The organism is Klebsiella huaxiensis (assembly GCF_003261575.2).
GTDB lineage: Bacteria > Pseudomonadota > Gammaproteobacteria > Enterobacterales > Enterobacteriaceae > Klebsiella > Klebsiella huaxiensis.
In genome coordinates this window covers 4,465,555-4,481,691 of sequence record NZ_CP036175.1, presented here as the reverse complement: position 1 = coordinate 4,481,691, position 16,137 = coordinate 4,465,555, and the positions used below count along the sequence as shown (strand labels likewise).

Below are 16,137 nucleotides of genomic sequence, written 5' to 3'. Positions count from 1 at the left end.
CGCAGACAACGGTGAACCCGTAGCCCGGTCAGCGCCACCGGGGTCTTTACGATTAATAAAGCAGTGAATAGAGCTGGCGGCGGTACTTCGCGGCCAGCGCGTCACCAGTGCCGAGCGCGGAGAGGATCTCCTGAAGCATCTTACGTACTTCGCCGTTGCCAGCGCCTAAGTCTTTTTGCAGATGGCTGAACAGCAGCGTCAGCGCCTCTTCATTACGCCCCACCTGATGCAGCTGCAACGCCAGTTGGGCGGCCAGCGCCGCGTCTTCCGGATTCTGCTCCACCTGCTGCTGCAGTTGCTGGATTTCCGGTGTATCGGCAGCTTTTTTCAGCAGCTCAATCTGCGCCACCAGTCCCTGATAACGGGTGTCCTGATCCTGCAACGGCACGGTCTTCAACACGGTTTCCGCTTCATCGGAACGATGCAGCGCAATCAACGTTTCCGCCAGCAGCAGGCCAATCTGGCTGTCCTGGTTCGACAACTGCCAGGCATCTTTCAGCAGCGGTAATGCATCGGCGTAGTTCTCTTCCTGCATCAGCGCCATTGCCTGCTGCGCTTTCAGCTCCTCTTCGCGAGGCAGGAATTTATCCAGCAGCGCACGAACCGCTTCTTCCGGCTGCGGCCCTTCGAATCCGTCCACTGGCTGGCCGTTCTGGAACAGGTATACCGTAGGGATAGCGCGCAGGCCAAACTGTGAAGCCAGCATTTGCTCGGCGTCGCAGTCAACTTTTGCCAGAGTAAACAGACCGTTGTACTGCGCGGCCAGGCTTTCCAGCACCGGCGTCAGCTGTTCGCAGTGTTGGCTGCGCGCGGACCAGAAATAGAACAGCACTGGCGTTGCAGCGGATTGCTGCAGCGTCTGGTGTAGGTTGGCTTCGGTAATATTGATAATATTTTGTGCGGACATGAGCGAATCTCTTTAGTCGATACTTATACTCGTCATCCTTCAAACTGCCTCTTTGTTGGCTGCGTCTTCTCACCCCAGTCACTTACTTGAGTAAGCTCCTGGGGATTCACAGACTTGCCGCCTCGATGCATCTTGAATGATTTTGTGTATATAGGGATATGGGGGCAGCGGCAGGTGCTTCAACTCAGCCCTGGATAATTTTGTCCATCGCGCGGGTCGGCAGCAGACGTTTCAACAGGGCCACAGCGTGCGTCACCAGGGTTACCGGATAGCGCAGTTTCGGTTTATCGCTGACAAATGCATGGCGCACCTTTTCCACCACTGCTTCCGGCCCGAGGGTAAAACGGGCGGCGATGCCCGGATTTTCCACTGGCTTGTCGGCCTGAGTCTGGTTAACGTTGGTGGTAAATTGGGTACGGATAGGGCCAGGCTCAATCAGGCTGACCTTAATTCCGCTATGGCGCAGTTCCATACGCAGGGCATCGGACCACGCCTCCAGCGCATATTTACTGGCGGCATAGGCGCCGCGACCTGGGCTGGAGATTATCCCCATCACCGATGAGGTCATCACGATACGCCCTTCGCCATGCGGCTCCATTGCTGGAAGCAGCAGCATCGTTAACTGATGTGCGCCAAAAAAGTTAGCGGAAAACTGCTGCTCCATCTGCTGACGGCTAATGGTCGGCAGCGGGCCGTAGACACCGTAGCCCGCGTTGTTAAACAGGCCGTACAAACGATTGCCAGTCAGGGCGATGACCTCTGCGGCAGCGCGTTCAACGCTCTGCGGATCGTCAAGATCCAGCAAAACACCGGTCATACCAAGCTCCTGCATCCGCGCGACATCGTCCGCTTTACGGCAGGCGGCCAGCACATTAAAGCCCTGGCGCTTTAAATCCAGCGCGCTTTCAAGGCCAATTCCGCTGGAACATCCTGTAACTAAAACCGATTTTTGCATAACTTTACCTGCAGACGACTCCCGGCTATCAGGAGTCATGATTAACTAAGGGAGCCAAACGCGTGGCCATCCAGTCGGCGATAAACGGCTGGGCGTCGCGATTAGGGTGAATTCCATCGTCCTGCATCCATTGTGGTTTCAGATAAACCTCTTCCATAAAAAAGGGCAGCAGAGGAATATCAAACTCTTTGGCCAGTGCCGGATAGATTGCGCTAAAGGCTTCATTATAACGGCGACCATAGTTAGCGGGCAGGCGAATTTGCATCAGCAAAGGCTCGGCGTTCGCCGCCTTGATATCCTGAATAATGGTACGCAGGGTCTGCTCCGTCTGCTGCGGCGGGAAACCGCGCAGCCCATCGTTGCCACCCAGCTCAACCAGCACCCAGCGCGGCTGATGCTGCTTGAGCAACGCCGGAAGCCTTGCCAGCCCCTGCTGTGAGGTATCGCCGCTGATGCTGGCGTTAACGACCGGCGTTTTTGCCTGCCACTTATCATTAAGCAGCGCAGGCCAGGCGGTATTGCCCGCCATTCGATAACCGGCGCTCAGACTGTCGCCGAGAACCAACAGCGTGTCGGCCGCCATCGCGCGGCAGGTAAACAGGACCAGAAACAGGAAAGGCAAATGCCAGCGGAAAACATACTTGAAGTTCATCATCTTAAGAAGTCCGTCGGTCAGGGTGAGCATCAGCTTTCCATCCTTACCGGAGTTGAGCTGGTTGTCAAACAGGGGCAGACCATCGCCCTGATTGGCGAGTCGGGTTCCGGTAAATCGACGCTGCTGGCGATTCTCGCCGGTCTGGATGACGGCACGAGCGGAGAAGTCTCGCTGATCGGGCAGCCGCTGCATCAGATGGACGAAGAGGCGCGAGCAAAGCTGCGCGCTAAGCATGTCGGCTTTGTTTTTCAATCTTTTATGCTGATACCGACGCTTAATGCGCTGGAAAACGTCGAGCTTCCGGCGCTGCTGCGCGGTGAAAGCGACAGGAAAAGCCGCGGCGGCGCTCAGGCATTGCTGGAGCAGCTAGGTCTGGGTAAACGCCTGCATCATCTGCCAGTACAACTTTCCGGCGGTGAGCAGCAGAGGGTGGCGCTGGCGCGTGCGTTTAACGGCCGCCCGGAGCTGCTGTTTGCTGATGAACCCACCGGTAACCTCGACAGGCAGACAGGGGATAAAATTGCCGACCTGCTGTTTTCACTGAACCGCGAGCACGGCACTACGCTAATTCTGGTGACCCACGACCCGCTGCTGGCAGGGCGCTGCGACCGACGGCTGCGGCTGGTTGATGGCCAACTGCAGGAGGAAGCATGATTGCCCGCTGGTTCTGGCGCGAATGGCGCTCGCCGTCGCTGCTGATTGTCTGGCTGGCGCTGAGCCTGGCGGTGGCCTGCGTGCTGGCGCTGGGATCGATAAGCGACCGCATGGAGAAAGGCCTCAGCCAACAGAGCCGGGAATTTATGGCCGGAGACCGCACGCTGCGCAGTTCGCGCGAGGTCCCTGGCGCGTGGATTGACGAAGCGCGTCGGCTCGGCTTAACCGTTGGCGAGCAGCTGAACTTCGCTACCATGACTTTTTCCGGCGATACGCCGCAGCTGGCGGAGGTGAAAGCGGTTGACGACACCTATCCGCTATATGGTCAGCTGCAAACCCAGCCGCCGGGGCTGAAGCCGCAGGCCGGAACCGTGCTGCTGGCGCCGCGATTGATGGCTCTGTTGAACCTGAAAACCGGCGACACCATTGACGTGGGTGACGCCACGCTGCGCATTGCCGGAGAGGTGATTCAGGAGCCGGACGCCGGATTTAACCCTTTCCAGATGGCACCGCGGCTGATGATGAATACCGCTGATGTGGTGAAAACCGGCGCGGTGCAGCCCGGCAGCCGCGTCTCCTGGCGCTATAAATATGCCGGAACTCCGCAGCAGCTGGTGGACTATGAAAAGTGGCTGCTGCCGAAGCTGGGGCCGGAACATCGCTGGATTGGCCTGGAGCAGGACGACAGCGCGTTAGGTAAATCGCTGGAGCGCTCGCAGCAGTTTTTACTGCTGTCGGCGCTGTTAACGCTGCTGTTGGCGGTTGCCGCAGTGGCAGTGGCGATGAGCCATTATTGCCGCAGCCGTTACGATCTGGTGGCGATCCTCAAAACCCTCGGCGCAGGACGGGCGCAGCTGCGCAAGCTGATCGTCGGCCAGTGGCTGATGCTGCTGGCGCTGGCGGTGATTGCTGGCGGAGCGATGGGCGTCGGGCTGGAACATATTCTGCTGGTGATGCTAAAACCGGTGCTCCCCGCGGCGCTGCCAGCGGCGAGCGGCTGGCCGTGGCTGTGGGCGATTGGCGCGATGGTGGTGATCTCCCTGCTGGTCGGGCTTCGTCCTTATCGGCTGCTGCTGGCGACGCTGCCGCTGCGGGTCTTGCGCCAGGATGTTGTCGCTAACGTCTGGCCGCTGAAGTTCTATATTCCGCTGGTGTGCGTGGTGGTGGTTGCGTTGTTGGCGCTGCTGATGGGCGGCAGCCCTCTACTCTGGGCGGTACTGGCGGGGGCGGTGGTGCTGGCGCTGCTGTGTGGCCTGGCGGGGTGGGGCGTTCTGTGGTTACTGAAGCGCGTGACGCTGAAAGCGCTGCCGCTGCGTCTGGCGGTCAACCGCCTGCTGCGTCAGCCGTGGTCGACGCTGAGCCAGCTGGCGGCTTTCTCGCTGTCGTTTATGCTGCTGGCCCTGCTGCTGGTGCTGCGCGGCGATCTGCTTGACCGTTGGCAGCAGCAACTGCCGCCGGAAAGCCCCAACTATTTCCTGATTAACATCGCGCCAGAGCAGGTGGTGCCGGTGAAAACCTTCCTCGCTGAACATCAGACCCGCGCTACCGAGTTCTATCCGATCGTTCGCGCTCGCCTGACGCAAATTAATGGTCAGGCAGCGGAAGGCAATAAAGATGAAGCGCTGAACCGGGAGCTGAACCTCACCTGGAGCAACGAGCGGCCAGATCATAACCCGTTGGTGGCCGGAAGCTGGCCGCCGAAAGCGGGTGAAGTCTCGATTGAAGAGGGGCTGGCGCAGCGGCTGGGGGTGAAGCTCGGCGATAGCGTGACCTTTACCGGCGATACCCAGGACTTTAGCGCCAAAGTGACCAGCGTACGTAAAGTGGACTGGGAGAGCCTGCGGCCAAACTTTTTCTTTATCTTCCCGCAGGGGGCGCTCGATGGGCAGCCGCAAAGCTGGCTCACCAGCTTCCGCTGGGATAACGGCAACGGGATGCTCACCCAGCTTAACCGCGAATTCCCGACCGTCAGCCTGCTGGATATCGGTGCGATTTTGCAGCAGATCGGTCAGGTGCTGACTCAGGTAAGCCGTGCGCTGGAGGTGATGGTGATTCTGGTGACGGCCTGCGGTGTCTTGTTGCTGCTGGCTCAGGTGCAGGTGGGGATGCGTCAGCGCTATCAGGAGCTGGTGGTCTGGCGCACGCTGGGGGCAGGGAAGTCTCTGCTGCGCACCACGCTGTGGGCTGAATTTGCCCTACTGGGCGTGGTTTCCGGCGTGGTGGCGGCGATTGGCGCAGAGGTGGCGCTGGCGCTTCTGCAAAGCAAAATCTTTGATTTCCCGTGGTCTCCGGACTGGCGGCTGTGGGTAATGCTGCCGCTCTGCGGGGCGATATTGCTGTCGTTGTGCGGCGGCTGGCTGGGGTTGCGTTTGCTAAAAGGCAAAGCGCTGTTCCGCCAGTTTAGTCAGGGATAAAGTTAGTTACGTAGCCCGGGTAAGGCGTTAGCCGCAACCCGGGGTTTTTCACCCTGTACGGATGCGAGTTGCTATTGCAGATGACCGTGGTTCAGCGCAGTCAGCGGCTCATTAACGTCGAAAACTTTGCAGATAACCTCATCCACGCCGAGAGATTTCAGGCGCGCGGTGTGTTTGTTGAGGTAAGCAAGCGCAGTTGTTTCATCCTCAAAAAGATAGATCCCGCCCGCTTCCTGATTCTTTTCGCTCTCCGTCCAGACCTTCCAGATAAACCCCGGCTCCTGATTAATTGACTCGGCCAGCTCCACGAGCTGACGGGACATGTCGCTACCGAAGGGGCCATTAAAGGCAAAGTGCAGCTGTAGTAATTTTTTCGACATAATTCCTCCTTGGATGATGTAGAGCGGTAATACTTCATTTTAATGACAAAACGATGAAATTATAACCATGGGTATTTTAACGGCACAAAATGATAAGTCACTGATTTTTAACCGCACGAAACATTAAAAACCCAACAACACGGCATACTGAATCGCAGTTAATATTCAATTGGCAAATATAAGGTTGCTTATTAATCAAGGAAAAAGTATGGCACATAAAATAAAAGCGCTGGCGATATCGATCGGCGCAGCCCTGGCGTTAACCTCTTTTGCATCCCAGGCTGAGATTACTCTGTTAAAACAAGATCCGCAGGCGGGCGATCCGTTAAGCCGTCTTAACTTCACCGTTGGCGGGAGTATCCGTCCCCAGTTCAATATGATGTCCGGCGATGGTGATAAAGGCTCTTATAAACGCAATGGTTTTGACGGCGGCACCCGTTTCCGTTTTGCCGCTGACTACTATCTGTTTGATGATATTAGCTGGATTAGCTACTACGAACTGGGTGTCAATATTCCAGCCCTCTTCGACTGGGATAACCACTATGCCGAAGGCGCGAATAATACCAGCCGCCGCATGCTCTATACCGGTCTGAAAAGCGATACCTGGGGCACCTTAACCTACGGTCAGCAGAACAGCGTTTATTACGATGTCGTCGGGGTGAAAACCGATATTTGGGATTATGACATGGTCGGCCAGGCGCCGGGCAACGGGATCAACGGTGATTACGATGGATCCTACCGTTCACGTAATATGCTGAAATATAAGAAAACCGTTGGCGATGTCGATCTCTACGCTTCTTATCTGTTTGAAGACAGCGAATACTTGCCGGGCAACGGCTTGCGCTATAAGCGTAAAGGCGGGGGTTCTATTGGTGCGGATTACCACATCATGAAGGACCTGACCTGGGGCACCGCGTGGAACTATACCCGCGCCGACATGCGTAACCCATCAAATTCAGACAGCAAATCTTACGATCAGAACATCGTCGGTACTGCGCTGAGCTGGACGCCGGATAACTGGACCTTCTCCTTCGGCGGTGGTTGGTATCAGAACTTCCTGACTACCAAGAAAACTGATGTGCATAACTACTTCGCGGGCGATGCCTGGGGTATTGAGTACTTCGCCGGTTATAAATTCCCGATTGGTCAGTATGCGGTGAAATCTATTCAGCCGTACTTTATGGGCGACCGCTTGCAGTACGTGAATGGCCGCAACTACCAGCGTATTGATAACGGCGTCGGCGTAAGCTTCCAGCTGGATTACGGCTTCCGCGTTGATTACGAACACGTCTTCACGTCCAGCACCGACAACCTGGGCGATATGAACCTGGTGCGTCTGCGCTACGACTTCTAAGTTGTGGCAGCTCCCGGTGGCGCTGTACGCCGGTTTTCTCCCTCTCCCCAAAGGGAGAGGGGATCACTCCTCTGCACTTTTTAACCAGGCGGCGACTTCCTGCCAGCTGCCGCGAAAAACAATCTTCTCCGCTTTTTTGCCCAGTTGATAACGGTACATCGGATCGTAATATTCGTTCAGCAGGGGAACCAGCCAGCTGAAATGCGCTTCTGTGCTGGCGGTACGCTGCTGCTCAAGCAGCGCCTCATTAAGCAGAGCGGTGAGCTGAGCAAAACGCTGTAACCCCAGGCGACGGCGAATGGCAAACAAGCCATGATGCAGATATTCGCTATATTCCTGCCAGCCCTGCTCTTCGCCACAGGCGGCAATAAAGTCGCGATGCATCCGCGTAAAATACTCTTCGCGCAGCCGTTCAAGGCGAAGCTCGAACGGGTCTTCCACTACCGCCAGCGGCGACTGCGCCATGCGAACGCGCATACACTCCGGGAGATGATTCGCGCCAATCATATGCCCTTCATCTTCCAGCACCCAGCGCGTCTGTTGCACGGACTTTTTAAGCATCGCCACGGCCAGATGATTTTCAAAGGTGGCCTGCTGATGCTGCTCCTGCAAAGTCCGGCCAAACGAAGAACCTCGATGATGAGCGAGGCCCTCGAGATCGATACCGTCCGGTTGAGCGCAGACCAACTGGGTTTTGCCGTTACCGGTACAGCCGCCGATCAGCACGATAGGGCGCTGCACCAGCTCTTCGGTAATCTGAATAGCCGCCTGACGTAGCGCTTTATAGCCGCCGGCAACCAGCGGGTAATTAACGCCAGCTTCCTTGAGCCACTGCTGTACGATATGCGACCGCTGGCCGCCGCGGGCACAGCACAGGTAGCCATTGGGATGGCGCGCACAAGCCTCTTTCCAGGCGGCAAGGCGGCTGGCGCGAACCTCGCCGTTGACCAACTGATGTCCCAGCGCGAGCGCAGCTTCCGGCCCCTGACGCTTATAGCAGGTGCCGACGGCAGCGCGTTCGTCATCGTTCATCAGCGGCAGATTGACCGCCGCGGGCATGGCGCTTTGCCTGAACTCAATCGGGGCGCGTACGTCAATCAGCGGCGTATCGCTGGCGAGAATCTGCCGAATATTCTGTGATACTAATTCCATCATCCAAACCGTTAATCAATCCAGACGCGTCGCTCGACGCGATAATCTGCCTATTGTACGCGGTGGGCGGCAGACTGGATTGATTTTTCACGGTGTATCGCTGAATAGCGTCAGGAATCCCTGAATTTCCGGGGCGGAATGGCTGAACAGCGAGGCGATATCCTGCACCGCTTTGCCGGGATGATCTTTGCGCCAGGCGAGACTGAGAGGCGAAGGCGGGCGCATGGCCGGAATTTGTCGGGCAATTAGCTCGCCGCGGGCGATAAGGGGCTGGCACAGCGGTTCCGGCAAAAAGCCGATGCCGACACCGGCAATGTGCGCTGCGACTTTGGTTTCGATATCGGGAACCACAATCTCTTTTTGTCCAGGTAGGCGCCAGGCGACGCGCTTGGTCAGCCTGCGGGCGCTGTCTTCAATGTTGACAGCCGGGTAGCGACGCAACTGGGCTTCCGATAGCGGATCGGCTTGCTGGCTTAAGGGGTGATTCGGCGACATCACGAACAGCCAGGTCACTTCACCCAGCGGGTTGACCGCAATATTTTCTGATAGCGGTTCGGTGCCGGTGACGCCAATCGCCAGCGAGAAGTCATCGTGAAGAAGCGTATCCCAGACGCCCATATAAATTTGGCGCGAAAAATGAAACTGTGTAAAAGGATAGCGCTGAGTGAGCCAGGCCAGCAGTCGCGCAATGGCCTGAGGGTGATACATCAAGTTATTCACGACGATATTGACCTGACGCTCAACGCCGTCGTTTATCTGCTGTAGCTCACCGGGCATACTGTCAATCCAGCCCAGCCACTCTCTGGCCTGCGCCAGCAGGTGCATTCCCGCCGGGGTAAGCAGGACGCTACGGGTGGTACGGCTAAACAGCGCTACGCCGGTGTTATCCTCCAGCAGCTTGATGCGATAGCTAATAGTGGCGGTGGTTTTGTACAGCTTTTCCGCCGCTCTGGAGAAACTGCCGGTCTCCGCGACGCTAACAAAGGTACGTAGTGTTTCGGGATCTAGCATCGCTAATTTCCTCGTTATTTAATAATTCACCCCTGATTTTTAAGTATTTTTTCACAATATCCTTTTCAATTATGTGGCTTAAATCAGGTTTTGGAAAATTATTCCAACTTACAGTTGATGTCACTTTTAGATGACTCTAGATTGACCGACATAGACACCGACTTCCTCTTTGGACGAGGATGGTGGAACGGCTCTTAATGACTAAGGAATATGCAATGAAGCTTGAAGTATTGCCGCTGACGTACGAAGCATTCCGCCCCTACGGAGATGTTATCGAAACGGAAGGCCAGGATTTTTTCCATATTAATGATGGCAAAGTGCAGCGTTTTCACGACCTGGCCAAGGTTGAGACGCTGCAGCAGGATCGGACGCTTATCAGCATCAACCGCGCCCAGCCAGCGGTACTGCCGATTGTGGTGACCGAGCTTGAGCGCCATCCTCTGGGAACTCAGGCGTTCATGCCGATGAACGGCGAAGCCTTTGTGGTGGTAGTGGCGGCAGGAGGCGATGAGCCGGATATGAACACGCTGCGGGCATTTATCTCTAATGGTCGTCAGGGGGTGAATTACCACCGCAATGTCTGGCATCACCCGCTGTTTGCCTGGCAGGTCGAAACCGATTTTTTGACCGTCGATCGTGGTGGAAAAGATAACTGTGATGTCGTGGAGATCCCGACCGTGGAGTTGAGCTTTGCGTGAGGTTGCACGTGACGCTACCGATTATCTTGCATAACATGTGGGCGCTTACACACTATTTATGCTCAGGTTTTGAGCCGGAGATAATCGAGGTATGACAGAAGTAAGAAGGCGTGGAAGGCCGGGCCAGCAGGAGCCTTCCGCGCAAAAAGGCGCTCAGGCGCTGGAGAGAGGGATCGCGATACTGCAATACCTTGAAAAGAGCGGCGGCAGCTCGTCGGTTAGCGATATTTCCCTGAATCTGGACTTACCGTTATCGACCACCTTTCGCCTGCTTAAAGTGCTGGAAGGCGCAGATTTTGTTTATCAGGACAGTCAGTTAGGCTGGTGGCATATCGGTCTTGGCGCGTTCAATATCGGCTCGGCGTACATCCACAACCGGGATGTCTTGTCCGTTGGCGGCCCCTTTATGCGGCGGCTAATGCTGATGTCGGGCGAGACGGTCAATGTGGCGATTCGCAACGGCAACGAAGCGGTGCTGATTGGCCAGCAGGAGTGCAAGTCGATGGTGCGAATGTGCGCTCCGCTGGGAAGCCGACTGCCGCTGCACGCGTCGGGAGCCGGGAAAGCGTTGTTGTACCCGCTCTCGTCGGAAGAGCTGGTCGATGTGATTGTGAAGACCGGGCTGCAGCGGTTTACGCCGACGACGATCGTGGATTTGCCGGTCCTGCAGCGAAATCTGGATGAGGCGCGAGCCTGCGGCTACAGCATTGACCAGGAGGAGCATGTGACAGGATTAAACTGCATTGCTTCAGCGGTTTACGATGATGTGGGTTCCGTGGTAGCGGCCATTTCGATTTCCGGACCCGCGTCCCGATTAACCCCGGACCGTTTTGTCAGCCAGGGAGAGCTGGTGAGGGAGACGGCAAGGAATATCAGCACCGCGCTGGGACTCAAGCCCCAGGCAGATTGATCGCCGATCCGACCCGCTCGGAGGAGCGGGACTTTTTTGGCTTTGTTTAAGTTTGGAAAAATTTTCCAATATAGCGAGGTAGTAAAAAATGGCAAAAATGAGAGCCGTTGACGCGGCAATGTATGTACTGGAAAAAGAAGGTATTACCACCGCATTTGGCGTGCCCGGCGCGGCGATAAACCCGTTTTATTCGGCGATGCGTCAGCATGGTGGGATCCGTCATATCCTGGCCCGTCACGTGGAAGGCGCGTCGCATATGGCAGAAGGCTATACCCGCGCGACTGCCGGTAATATCGGCGTCTGTCTGGGAACATCCGGCCCGGCGGGAACGGATATGATCACCGCCCTGTACTCTGCCTCCGCGGACTCAATTCCTATTCTGTGCATCACCGGTCAGGCACCGCGCGCTCGTCTGCATAAAGAAGATTTCCAGGCGGTAGATATTGAGTCCATCGCAAAGCCCGTCACCAAGATGGCGGTAACCGTGCGCGAAGCGGCGCTGGTGCCGGGCGTGCTGCAGCAGGCTTTCCATCTGATGCGTTCCGGCAGACCGGGCCCGGTGTTGATTGACCTGCCTTATGATGTCCAGGTGGCGGAAATCGAGTTTGATCCTGAGCTCTATTCACCGCTTCCGGCTTATAAGCCTGTCGCCACTCGTCCGCAGATTGAAAAGGCGCTGGCGATGCTGCTGATGGCCGAGCGCCCGGTGATTGTCGCTGGTGGCGGGGTGATTAATGCCGATGCCGCGGCGCTGCTGCAGCAATTTGCGGAAATCACTCATGTGCCGGTGATCCCGACGCTGATGGGCTGGGGCTGTATCCCGGACGACCACGAGCTGATGGCCGGGATGGTTGGCTTACAAACCGCCCATCGCTACGGCAACGCCACGCTGCTGGCCTCCGACCTGGTGTTCGGTATCGGCAACCGCTTTGCTAACCGCCATACCGGTTCGGTCGAGAAGTACACCGCAGGCCGCAAAATTATCCATATCGACATTGAACCTACGCAAATTGGCCGCGTGCTGTGCCCGGATTTAGGCATTGTTTCCGATGCGAAAGCCGCGTTGACCCAACTGGTGGAGATCGCCCAGCAGATGCAGAAAGAGGGCCGCCTGCCGCGCCGCGAGGGCTGGGTGGACGAGTGCCAGGAGCGTAAGCGCACGCTGCTGCGTAAAACCCACTTTGATAACGTGCCGGTTAAACCGCAACGCGTCTATGAAGAGATGAACAAAGCGTTTGGCCGCGACGTGTGCTACGTCACCACCATTGGTCTGTCGCAAATCGCCGCCGCGCAGATGCTGCACGTATTTAAAGACCGCCACTGGATCAACTGCGGTCAGGCGGGGCCGCTAGGCTGGACGCTGCCTGCTGCGCTGGGCGTCTGCGCCGCCGACCCGGAACGTAACGTGGTAGCGATTTCCGGCGACTTCGACTTCCAGTTCCTGATTGAGGAGCTGGCGGTGGGCGCGCAGTTTAACATTCCTTACGTTCACGTGCTGGTGAACAACGCTTATCTGGGCTTAATCCGCCAGTCCCAGCGCGCGTTCGATATGGATTACTGCGTTCAGCTGGCGTTCGAGAATATTAACTCCAGCGAAGTGAACGGCTACGGCGTCGATCACGTGAAAGTCGCTGAAGGCCTCGGCTGTAAGGCGATTCGCGTCTTCAAACCTGAGGATATTGCGCCCGCATTTGAGCAGGCGAAAGCGTGGATGAAAGAGTATCGCGTTCCGGTCGTTGTGGAAGTGATCCTTGAGCGCGTGACCAATATCTCGATGGGTAGCGAGTTGGATAACGTGATGGAATTCGAAGACGTTGCCGATAGCGCCATCGATGCGCCAACCGAAACCTGCTTTATGAAATATGAATAAATGAGGTGAACCTATGTTGCGCTTTTCTGCCAACCTTTCGATGTTATTTCTGGAATATGATTTTCTGGATCGCTTTGAGAAAGCGGCGGCCTGCGGTTTTCGCGCCGTTGAATTTATGTTCCCGTATGACTATGCGCCCGAGGTATTAAAGCAAAAGCTGAGCGACAACCAGCTGGAGCATACCTTACACAATTTACCCGCTGGCGACTGGGCGGCAGGGGAGCGCGGCATAGCCTGTATTCCCGGTCGCGAAGCGGAGTTTCGTGAGGGTGTTGACGCCGCAGTTCGCTATGCCAAAGCGCTGGGCAATCGAAAAATTAACTGCCTGGTCGGCAAAACTCCGGTGGGCTACCGCGAAGAACATATTCGCTCAACGCTGGTGGCGAATTTACGTTTTGCCGCCGCCGCGTTGGCCCAGGAAGGTATTCTGTTGCTGATTGAGCCGATTAATTACTTTGATATGCCGGGCTTTTATCTGAATACCACCCATCAGGCGCTGGCGCTGATTGACGAGGTCGGCAGTGATAATCTGAAAATTCAGTACGATATTTACCATATGCAGCGCATGGAGGGAGAGTTAACCCATACGATGCAAACTTATGCTAATCGTATTGGCCATTTACAGATTGCCGATAATCCAAATCGCGGCGAGCCGGGAACCGGTGAAATTAATTATGATTATCTTTTTAAATTTATCGATAAATCTAATTATGACGGCTGGGTCGGCTGCGAATATAAACCGTTGAGCACCACTGAAGCGGGACTGACATGGTTTAATCACTACCGTTAATTCTTAATTTATCTTTGGGCAGTATTTATTATTCCATTTCCAGGAAGGGATAACTATTGCCCAGGTAAATCAAAACAGAAATTCTAAGAGGACACTTATGAAACTGGGATTTATTGGTCTGGGTATTATGGGCACCCCGATGGCGGTCCGGCTCGCGAAAGCGGGCCACGCTCTGCACGTTACCACCATTGGCCCGGTTGCCGATGAACTGCTTTTGCAGGGCGCACAGCATCTGGCAACCGCAGAGCAGGTCGCGGAGCAGTCCGAGATTATTTTTATCATGGTACCGGATACCCCGCAGGTTGCCGAAGTGCTGTTTGGCGAACACGGCTGCGCGAAAGCGGCGCTGAAGGGGAAAACCATCGTTGATATGAGTTCCATCTCGCCGATTGAAACCAAACGTTTTGCCCAGCAGGTGCGGGATTTGGGCGCTGATTATCTGGATGCGCTGGTATCCGGTGGGGAAATCGGCGCGCGTGAAGGGACGCTCTCGATTATGGTTGGCGGTGAAGAAAGCGTATTTAATCGCGTCAAACCGCTGTTTGATATTCTGGGTAAAAACATCACCCTTGTTGGCGGTAACGGCGACGGACAGACCTGTAAAGTCGCCAATCAGATTATTGTGGCGCTGAATATTGAAGCGGTCTCCGAAGCGCTGGTTTTTGCTTCTAAAGCCGGTGCGGATCCGGCTCGCGTACGTCAGGCGCTAATGGGCGGCTTCGCGTCTTCGCGTATTCTGGAAGTACACGGTGAAAGAATGCTGAACCGGACGTTTAATCCGGGTTTTAAAATTTCTCTGCACCAGAAGGATCTTAATCTGGCGCTGCAGAGCGCGAAAGCGCTGGCGCTTAATTTACCGAATACGGCAACCTGTCAGGAGCTATTTAATACCTGTGCTGCAAACGGTGGTAGTGAATTAGACCATTCATCTTTAGTTCAGGCCCTGGAACTAATGGCGAATCATAAAATATCTTAATAATAAAATGCTGTCGATTGCGGCAGCATTTCTAAACCTCTGTGGTGAGTTTATGGATAAAATCAATAAAACGGGTATCGACTATTGGAAGAAAATAGTCGTCGTAATGAGTCTGGGATGGGTGGCAATATGGATTTATCGTACCGTATTAACACCTATTTATCCGGAAATTCAGGCTTCCTTAGGTAACGTCAGCAATGCTGAAATTGGCGCGATTGCCAGCTTCTATTTTCTGGCCTACTGCGGAATGCAGATCCCCTGCGGTATTCTGGTTGATAAGCTGGGCCAGAAAATTATGCTGATGTGCGGTTTTTCGCTATTTATTATCGGTACGTTGAGTATCGCTAATGCGGGAAATCTGACGCTGATTTATATCGGTTCATTACTGGCCGGTGCGGGCTGCGCCTCCTTCTTTAGCTCCGCCTATTCGCTCTCGTCGGCCAACGTGCCGCAGGAGCGCCGGGCGCTGGCTAACGCCATCATCAACAGCGGCTCCGCCATCGGGATGGGGATTGGCCTGATCGGCTCAAGTATTCTCGTGAAAAGCATGAACATGGCCTGGCAAAACGTGTTGTTTATCGTCGCTGCGATTCTGGTCGTTATGCTCTGCGTATTTACCCTTGTGATTCGCCGCAAGCTGAAAGAGCCTGCTGCGGCGGAGAACAAAAATAGCACGGCGGCGTCAGCGCCGATCGCTGAAGAGAAATCAGCACCGCTGTTTTCCCCACTGCTGTGCAGCGTGTACTTCCTCTATTTTTGCACCTGCTACGGCTACTATCTGATTGTGACCTGGCTGCCTTCATACCTACAGACCGAACGCGGGTTTGACGGCGGTGCAATTGGTTTTGCTTCGGCACTGGTGGCGGTTGTCGGCGTTCCGGGCGCGCTGTTCTTTAGCCATCTCTCGGATAAATTCCGCGACAGTAAAGTTAAAGTTATTCTCGGGCTGGAGATTGTCGCCGCAGCCATGTTGATGTTTACCGTTCTGTCGCCGAATACCACCATGCTGATGATTAGCCTGGTGCTGTATGGACTGCTGGGCAAAATGGCCGTTGACCCGATACTTATCTCGTTCGTCTCCGAGCAGGCATCGGCAAAAACATTAGGTCGCGCCTTCAGCTTATTTAATTTCTTTGGTATGAGTTCAGCAGTGGTTGCACCGACGCTCACCGGTTTTATTTCCGACCTGACCGGTTCAAAAGAAATTAGTTTTGTGATGTCTGCCGGATTAGTGATTACCGGAACAATACTGTTTGCGCTCATTACTTTGCGTAAGAACAAAATACGGCCTAAGACAATCCCAGTATAATAAATATATACCCGTCATACTTTAAGTTGCATGTGCGTTGGCTTTCCTCGCTCACCCCAGTCACTTACTGGAGTAAGCTCCTGGGGACTCCCAGCGTCGCCG

15 protein-coding genes are annotated in these 16,137 nt (G+C 55.3%); 9 read left to right on the top strand and 6 right to left on the bottom strand.

The window, feature by feature from the left end:
* Positions 1 to 52: 52 nt before the first annotated feature.
* From DA718_RS21355 to tesA, 3 genes are all read right to left on the bottom strand, one after another.
* The gene (locus tag DA718_RS21355; protein WP_112217220.1) at positions 53 to 907 is read right to left on the bottom strand and encodes a co-chaperone YbbN; all 855 of its coding nucleotides are present in this window, start codon (positions 905 to 907) and stop codon (positions 53 to 55) included.
* A 184-nt stretch (positions 908 to 1,091) separates the two neighbouring features.
* A complete protein-coding gene (locus tag DA718_RS21350; protein ID WP_167492809.1) occupies positions 1,092 to 1,901 on the bottom strand; it encodes an SDR family oxidoreductase in 810 nt (269 codons plus the stop codon).
* Positions 1,891 to 2,517: a multifunctional acyl-CoA thioesterase I/protease I/lysophospholipase L1 gene (tesA, locus tag DA718_RS21345; RefSeq protein WP_112217239.1), complete on the bottom strand. Its 627-nt coding sequence runs from the start codon at positions 2,515 to 2,517 to the stop codon at positions 1,891 to 1,893. Before tesA ends, DA718_RS21350 begins: the two co-directional genes overlap by 11 nt.
* On the opposite strand from tesA, the gene ybbA reads away from it, so the two are divergent.
* Positions 2,485 to 3,171, top strand: coding sequence for a putative ABC transporter ATP-binding protein YbbA (ybbA, locus tag DA718_RS21340; RefSeq protein ID WP_112217238.1), 687 nt, complete (start codon positions 2,485 to 2,487; stop codon positions 3,169 to 3,171). The genes tesA and ybbA overlap by 33 nt on opposite strands.
* Positions 3,168 to 5,585 (top strand): putative ABC transporter permease subunit YbbP, encoded by a 2,418-nt coding sequence (ybbP, locus tag DA718_RS21335; protein ID WP_112217223.1) that lies wholly within the window; start codon positions 3,168 to 3,170, stop codon positions 5,583 to 5,585. Before ybbA ends, ybbP begins: the two co-directional genes overlap by 4 nt.
* Before the next feature lie 71 nt (positions 5,586 to 5,656).
* Here the strand turns inward: ybbP and DA718_RS21330 are convergent, their stop codons facing one another.
* Positions 5,657 to 5,965 (bottom strand): monooxygenase, encoded by a 309-nt coding sequence (locus tag DA718_RS21330; RefSeq protein ID WP_112217224.1) that lies wholly within the window; start codon positions 5,963 to 5,965, stop codon positions 5,657 to 5,659.
* 208 nt (positions 5,966 to 6,173) lie between these two features.
* Between DA718_RS21330 and DA718_RS21325 the strand changes: the two genes are divergently transcribed.
* The gene (locus tag DA718_RS21325; RefSeq protein ID WP_112217225.1) at positions 6,174 to 7,319 is read left to right on the top strand and encodes a porin; all 1,146 of its coding nucleotides are present in this window, start codon (positions 6,174 to 6,176) and stop codon (positions 7,317 to 7,319) included.
* 63 nt (positions 7,320 to 7,382) lie between these two features.
* On the opposite strand, the gene mnmH is transcribed toward DA718_RS21325, so the two are convergent.
* Both mnmH and allS read right to left on the bottom strand, forming a co-directional pair.
* A complete protein-coding gene (mnmH, locus tag DA718_RS21320) occupies positions 7,383 to 8,471 on the bottom strand; it encodes a tRNA 2-selenouridine(34) synthase MnmH (RefSeq protein ID WP_112217240.1) in 1,089 nt (362 codons plus the stop codon).
* Positions 8,472 to 8,558: 87 nt separating this feature from the next.
* On the bottom strand, positions 8,559 to 9,482 hold the full coding sequence (gene allS / locus DA718_RS21315; RefSeq protein ID WP_112217226.1) for an HTH-type transcriptional activator AllS: 924 nt from the start codon (positions 9,480 to 9,482) through the stop codon (positions 8,559 to 8,561).
* 215 nt (positions 9,483 to 9,697) lie between these two features.
* On the opposite strand from allS, the gene allA reads away from it, so the two are divergent.
* The 6 genes from allA to DA718_RS21280 all read left to right on the top strand — a co-directional run bounded on the left by allA (position 9,698) and on the right by DA718_RS21280 (position 16,035).
* Positions 9,698 to 10,180: an ureidoglycolate lyase gene (gene allA, locus DA718_RS21305; protein WP_112217227.1), complete on the top strand. Its 483-nt coding sequence runs from the start codon at positions 9,698 to 9,700 to the stop codon at positions 10,178 to 10,180.
* A 91-nt stretch (positions 10,181 to 10,271) separates the two neighbouring features.
* A complete protein-coding gene (gene allR / locus DA718_RS21300) occupies positions 10,272 to 11,090 on the top strand; it encodes an HTH-type transcriptional repressor AllR (RefSeq protein ID WP_112217228.1) in 819 nt (272 codons plus the stop codon).
* Positions 11,091 to 11,178: 88 nt separating this feature from the next.
* Complete coding sequence (gcl, locus tag DA718_RS21295) at positions 11,179 to 12,960, top strand: glyoxylate carboligase (RefSeq protein ID WP_112217229.1); 1,782 nt, start codon at positions 11,179 to 11,181, stop codon at positions 12,958 to 12,960.
* A 13-nt stretch (positions 12,961 to 12,973) separates the two neighbouring features.
* Positions 12,974 to 13,750: a hydroxypyruvate isomerase gene (hyi, locus tag DA718_RS21290; RefSeq protein WP_112217230.1), complete on the top strand. Its 777-nt coding sequence runs from the start codon at positions 12,974 to 12,976 to the stop codon at positions 13,748 to 13,750.
* Positions 13,751 to 13,847: 97 nt separating this feature from the next.
* On the top strand, positions 13,848 to 14,726 hold the full coding sequence (glxR, locus tag DA718_RS21285) for a 2-hydroxy-3-oxopropionate reductase (protein WP_112217231.1): 879 nt from the start codon (positions 13,848 to 13,850) through the stop codon (positions 14,724 to 14,726).
* Between the two features lie 52 nt (positions 14,727 to 14,778).
* A complete protein-coding gene (locus DA718_RS21280; protein WP_112217241.1) occupies positions 14,779 to 16,035 on the top strand; it encodes an MFS transporter in 1,257 nt (418 codons plus the stop codon).
* Positions 16,036 to 16,137 lie beyond the last annotated feature (102 nt).

Excerpts from the sequence above, each read along its gene's own strand:
- DA718_RS21355 (WP_112217220.1), bottom strand. The coding sequence starts at position 907 with ATGTCCGCACAAAATATTATCAATATTACCGAAGCCAACCTACACCAG.
- DA718_RS21350 (WP_167492809.1), bottom strand. The coding sequence starts at position 1,901 with ATGACTCCTGATAGCCGGGAGTCGTCTGCAGGTAAAGTTATGCAAAAA.
- ybbA (WP_112217238.1), top strand. The coding sequence starts at position 2,485 with ATGCCAGCGGAAAACATACTTGAAGTTCATCATCTTAAGAAGTCCGTC.
- tesA (WP_112217239.1), bottom strand. The coding sequence starts at position 2,517 with ATGATGAACTTCAAGTATGTTTTCCGCTGGCATTTGCCTTTCCTGTTT.
- ybbP (WP_112217223.1), top strand. The coding sequence starts at position 3,168 with ATGATTGCCCGCTGGTTCTGGCGCGAATGGCGCTCGCCGTCGCTGCTG.
- DA718_RS21330 (WP_112217224.1), bottom strand. The coding sequence starts at position 5,965 with ATGTCGAAAAAATTACTACAGCTGCACTTTGCCTTTAATGGCCCCTTC.
- DA718_RS21325 (WP_112217225.1), top strand. The coding sequence starts at position 6,174 with ATGGCACATAAAATAAAAGCGCTGGCGATATCGATCGGCGCAGCCCTG.
- mnmH (WP_112217240.1), bottom strand. The coding sequence starts at position 8,471 with ATGGAATTAGTATCACAGAATATTCGGCAGATTCTCGCCAGCGATACG.
- allS (WP_112217226.1), bottom strand. The coding sequence starts at position 9,482 with ATGCTAGATCCCGAAACACTACGTACCTTTGTTAGCGTCGCGGAGACC.
- allA (WP_112217227.1), top strand. The coding sequence starts at position 9,698 with ATGAAGCTTGAAGTATTGCCGCTGACGTACGAAGCATTCCGCCCCTAC.
- allR (WP_112217228.1), top strand. The coding sequence starts at position 10,272 with ATGACAGAAGTAAGAAGGCGTGGAAGGCCGGGCCAGCAGGAGCCTTCC.
- gcl (WP_112217229.1), top strand. The coding sequence starts at position 11,179 with ATGGCAAAAATGAGAGCCGTTGACGCGGCAATGTATGTACTGGAAAAA.
- hyi (WP_112217230.1), top strand. The coding sequence starts at position 12,974 with ATGTTGCGCTTTTCTGCCAACCTTTCGATGTTATTTCTGGAATATGAT.
- glxR (WP_112217231.1), top strand. The coding sequence starts at position 13,848 with ATGAAACTGGGATTTATTGGTCTGGGTATTATGGGCACCCCGATGGCG.
- DA718_RS21280 (WP_112217241.1), top strand. The coding sequence starts at position 14,779 with ATGGATAAAATCAATAAAACGGGTATCGACTATTGGAAGAAAATAGTC.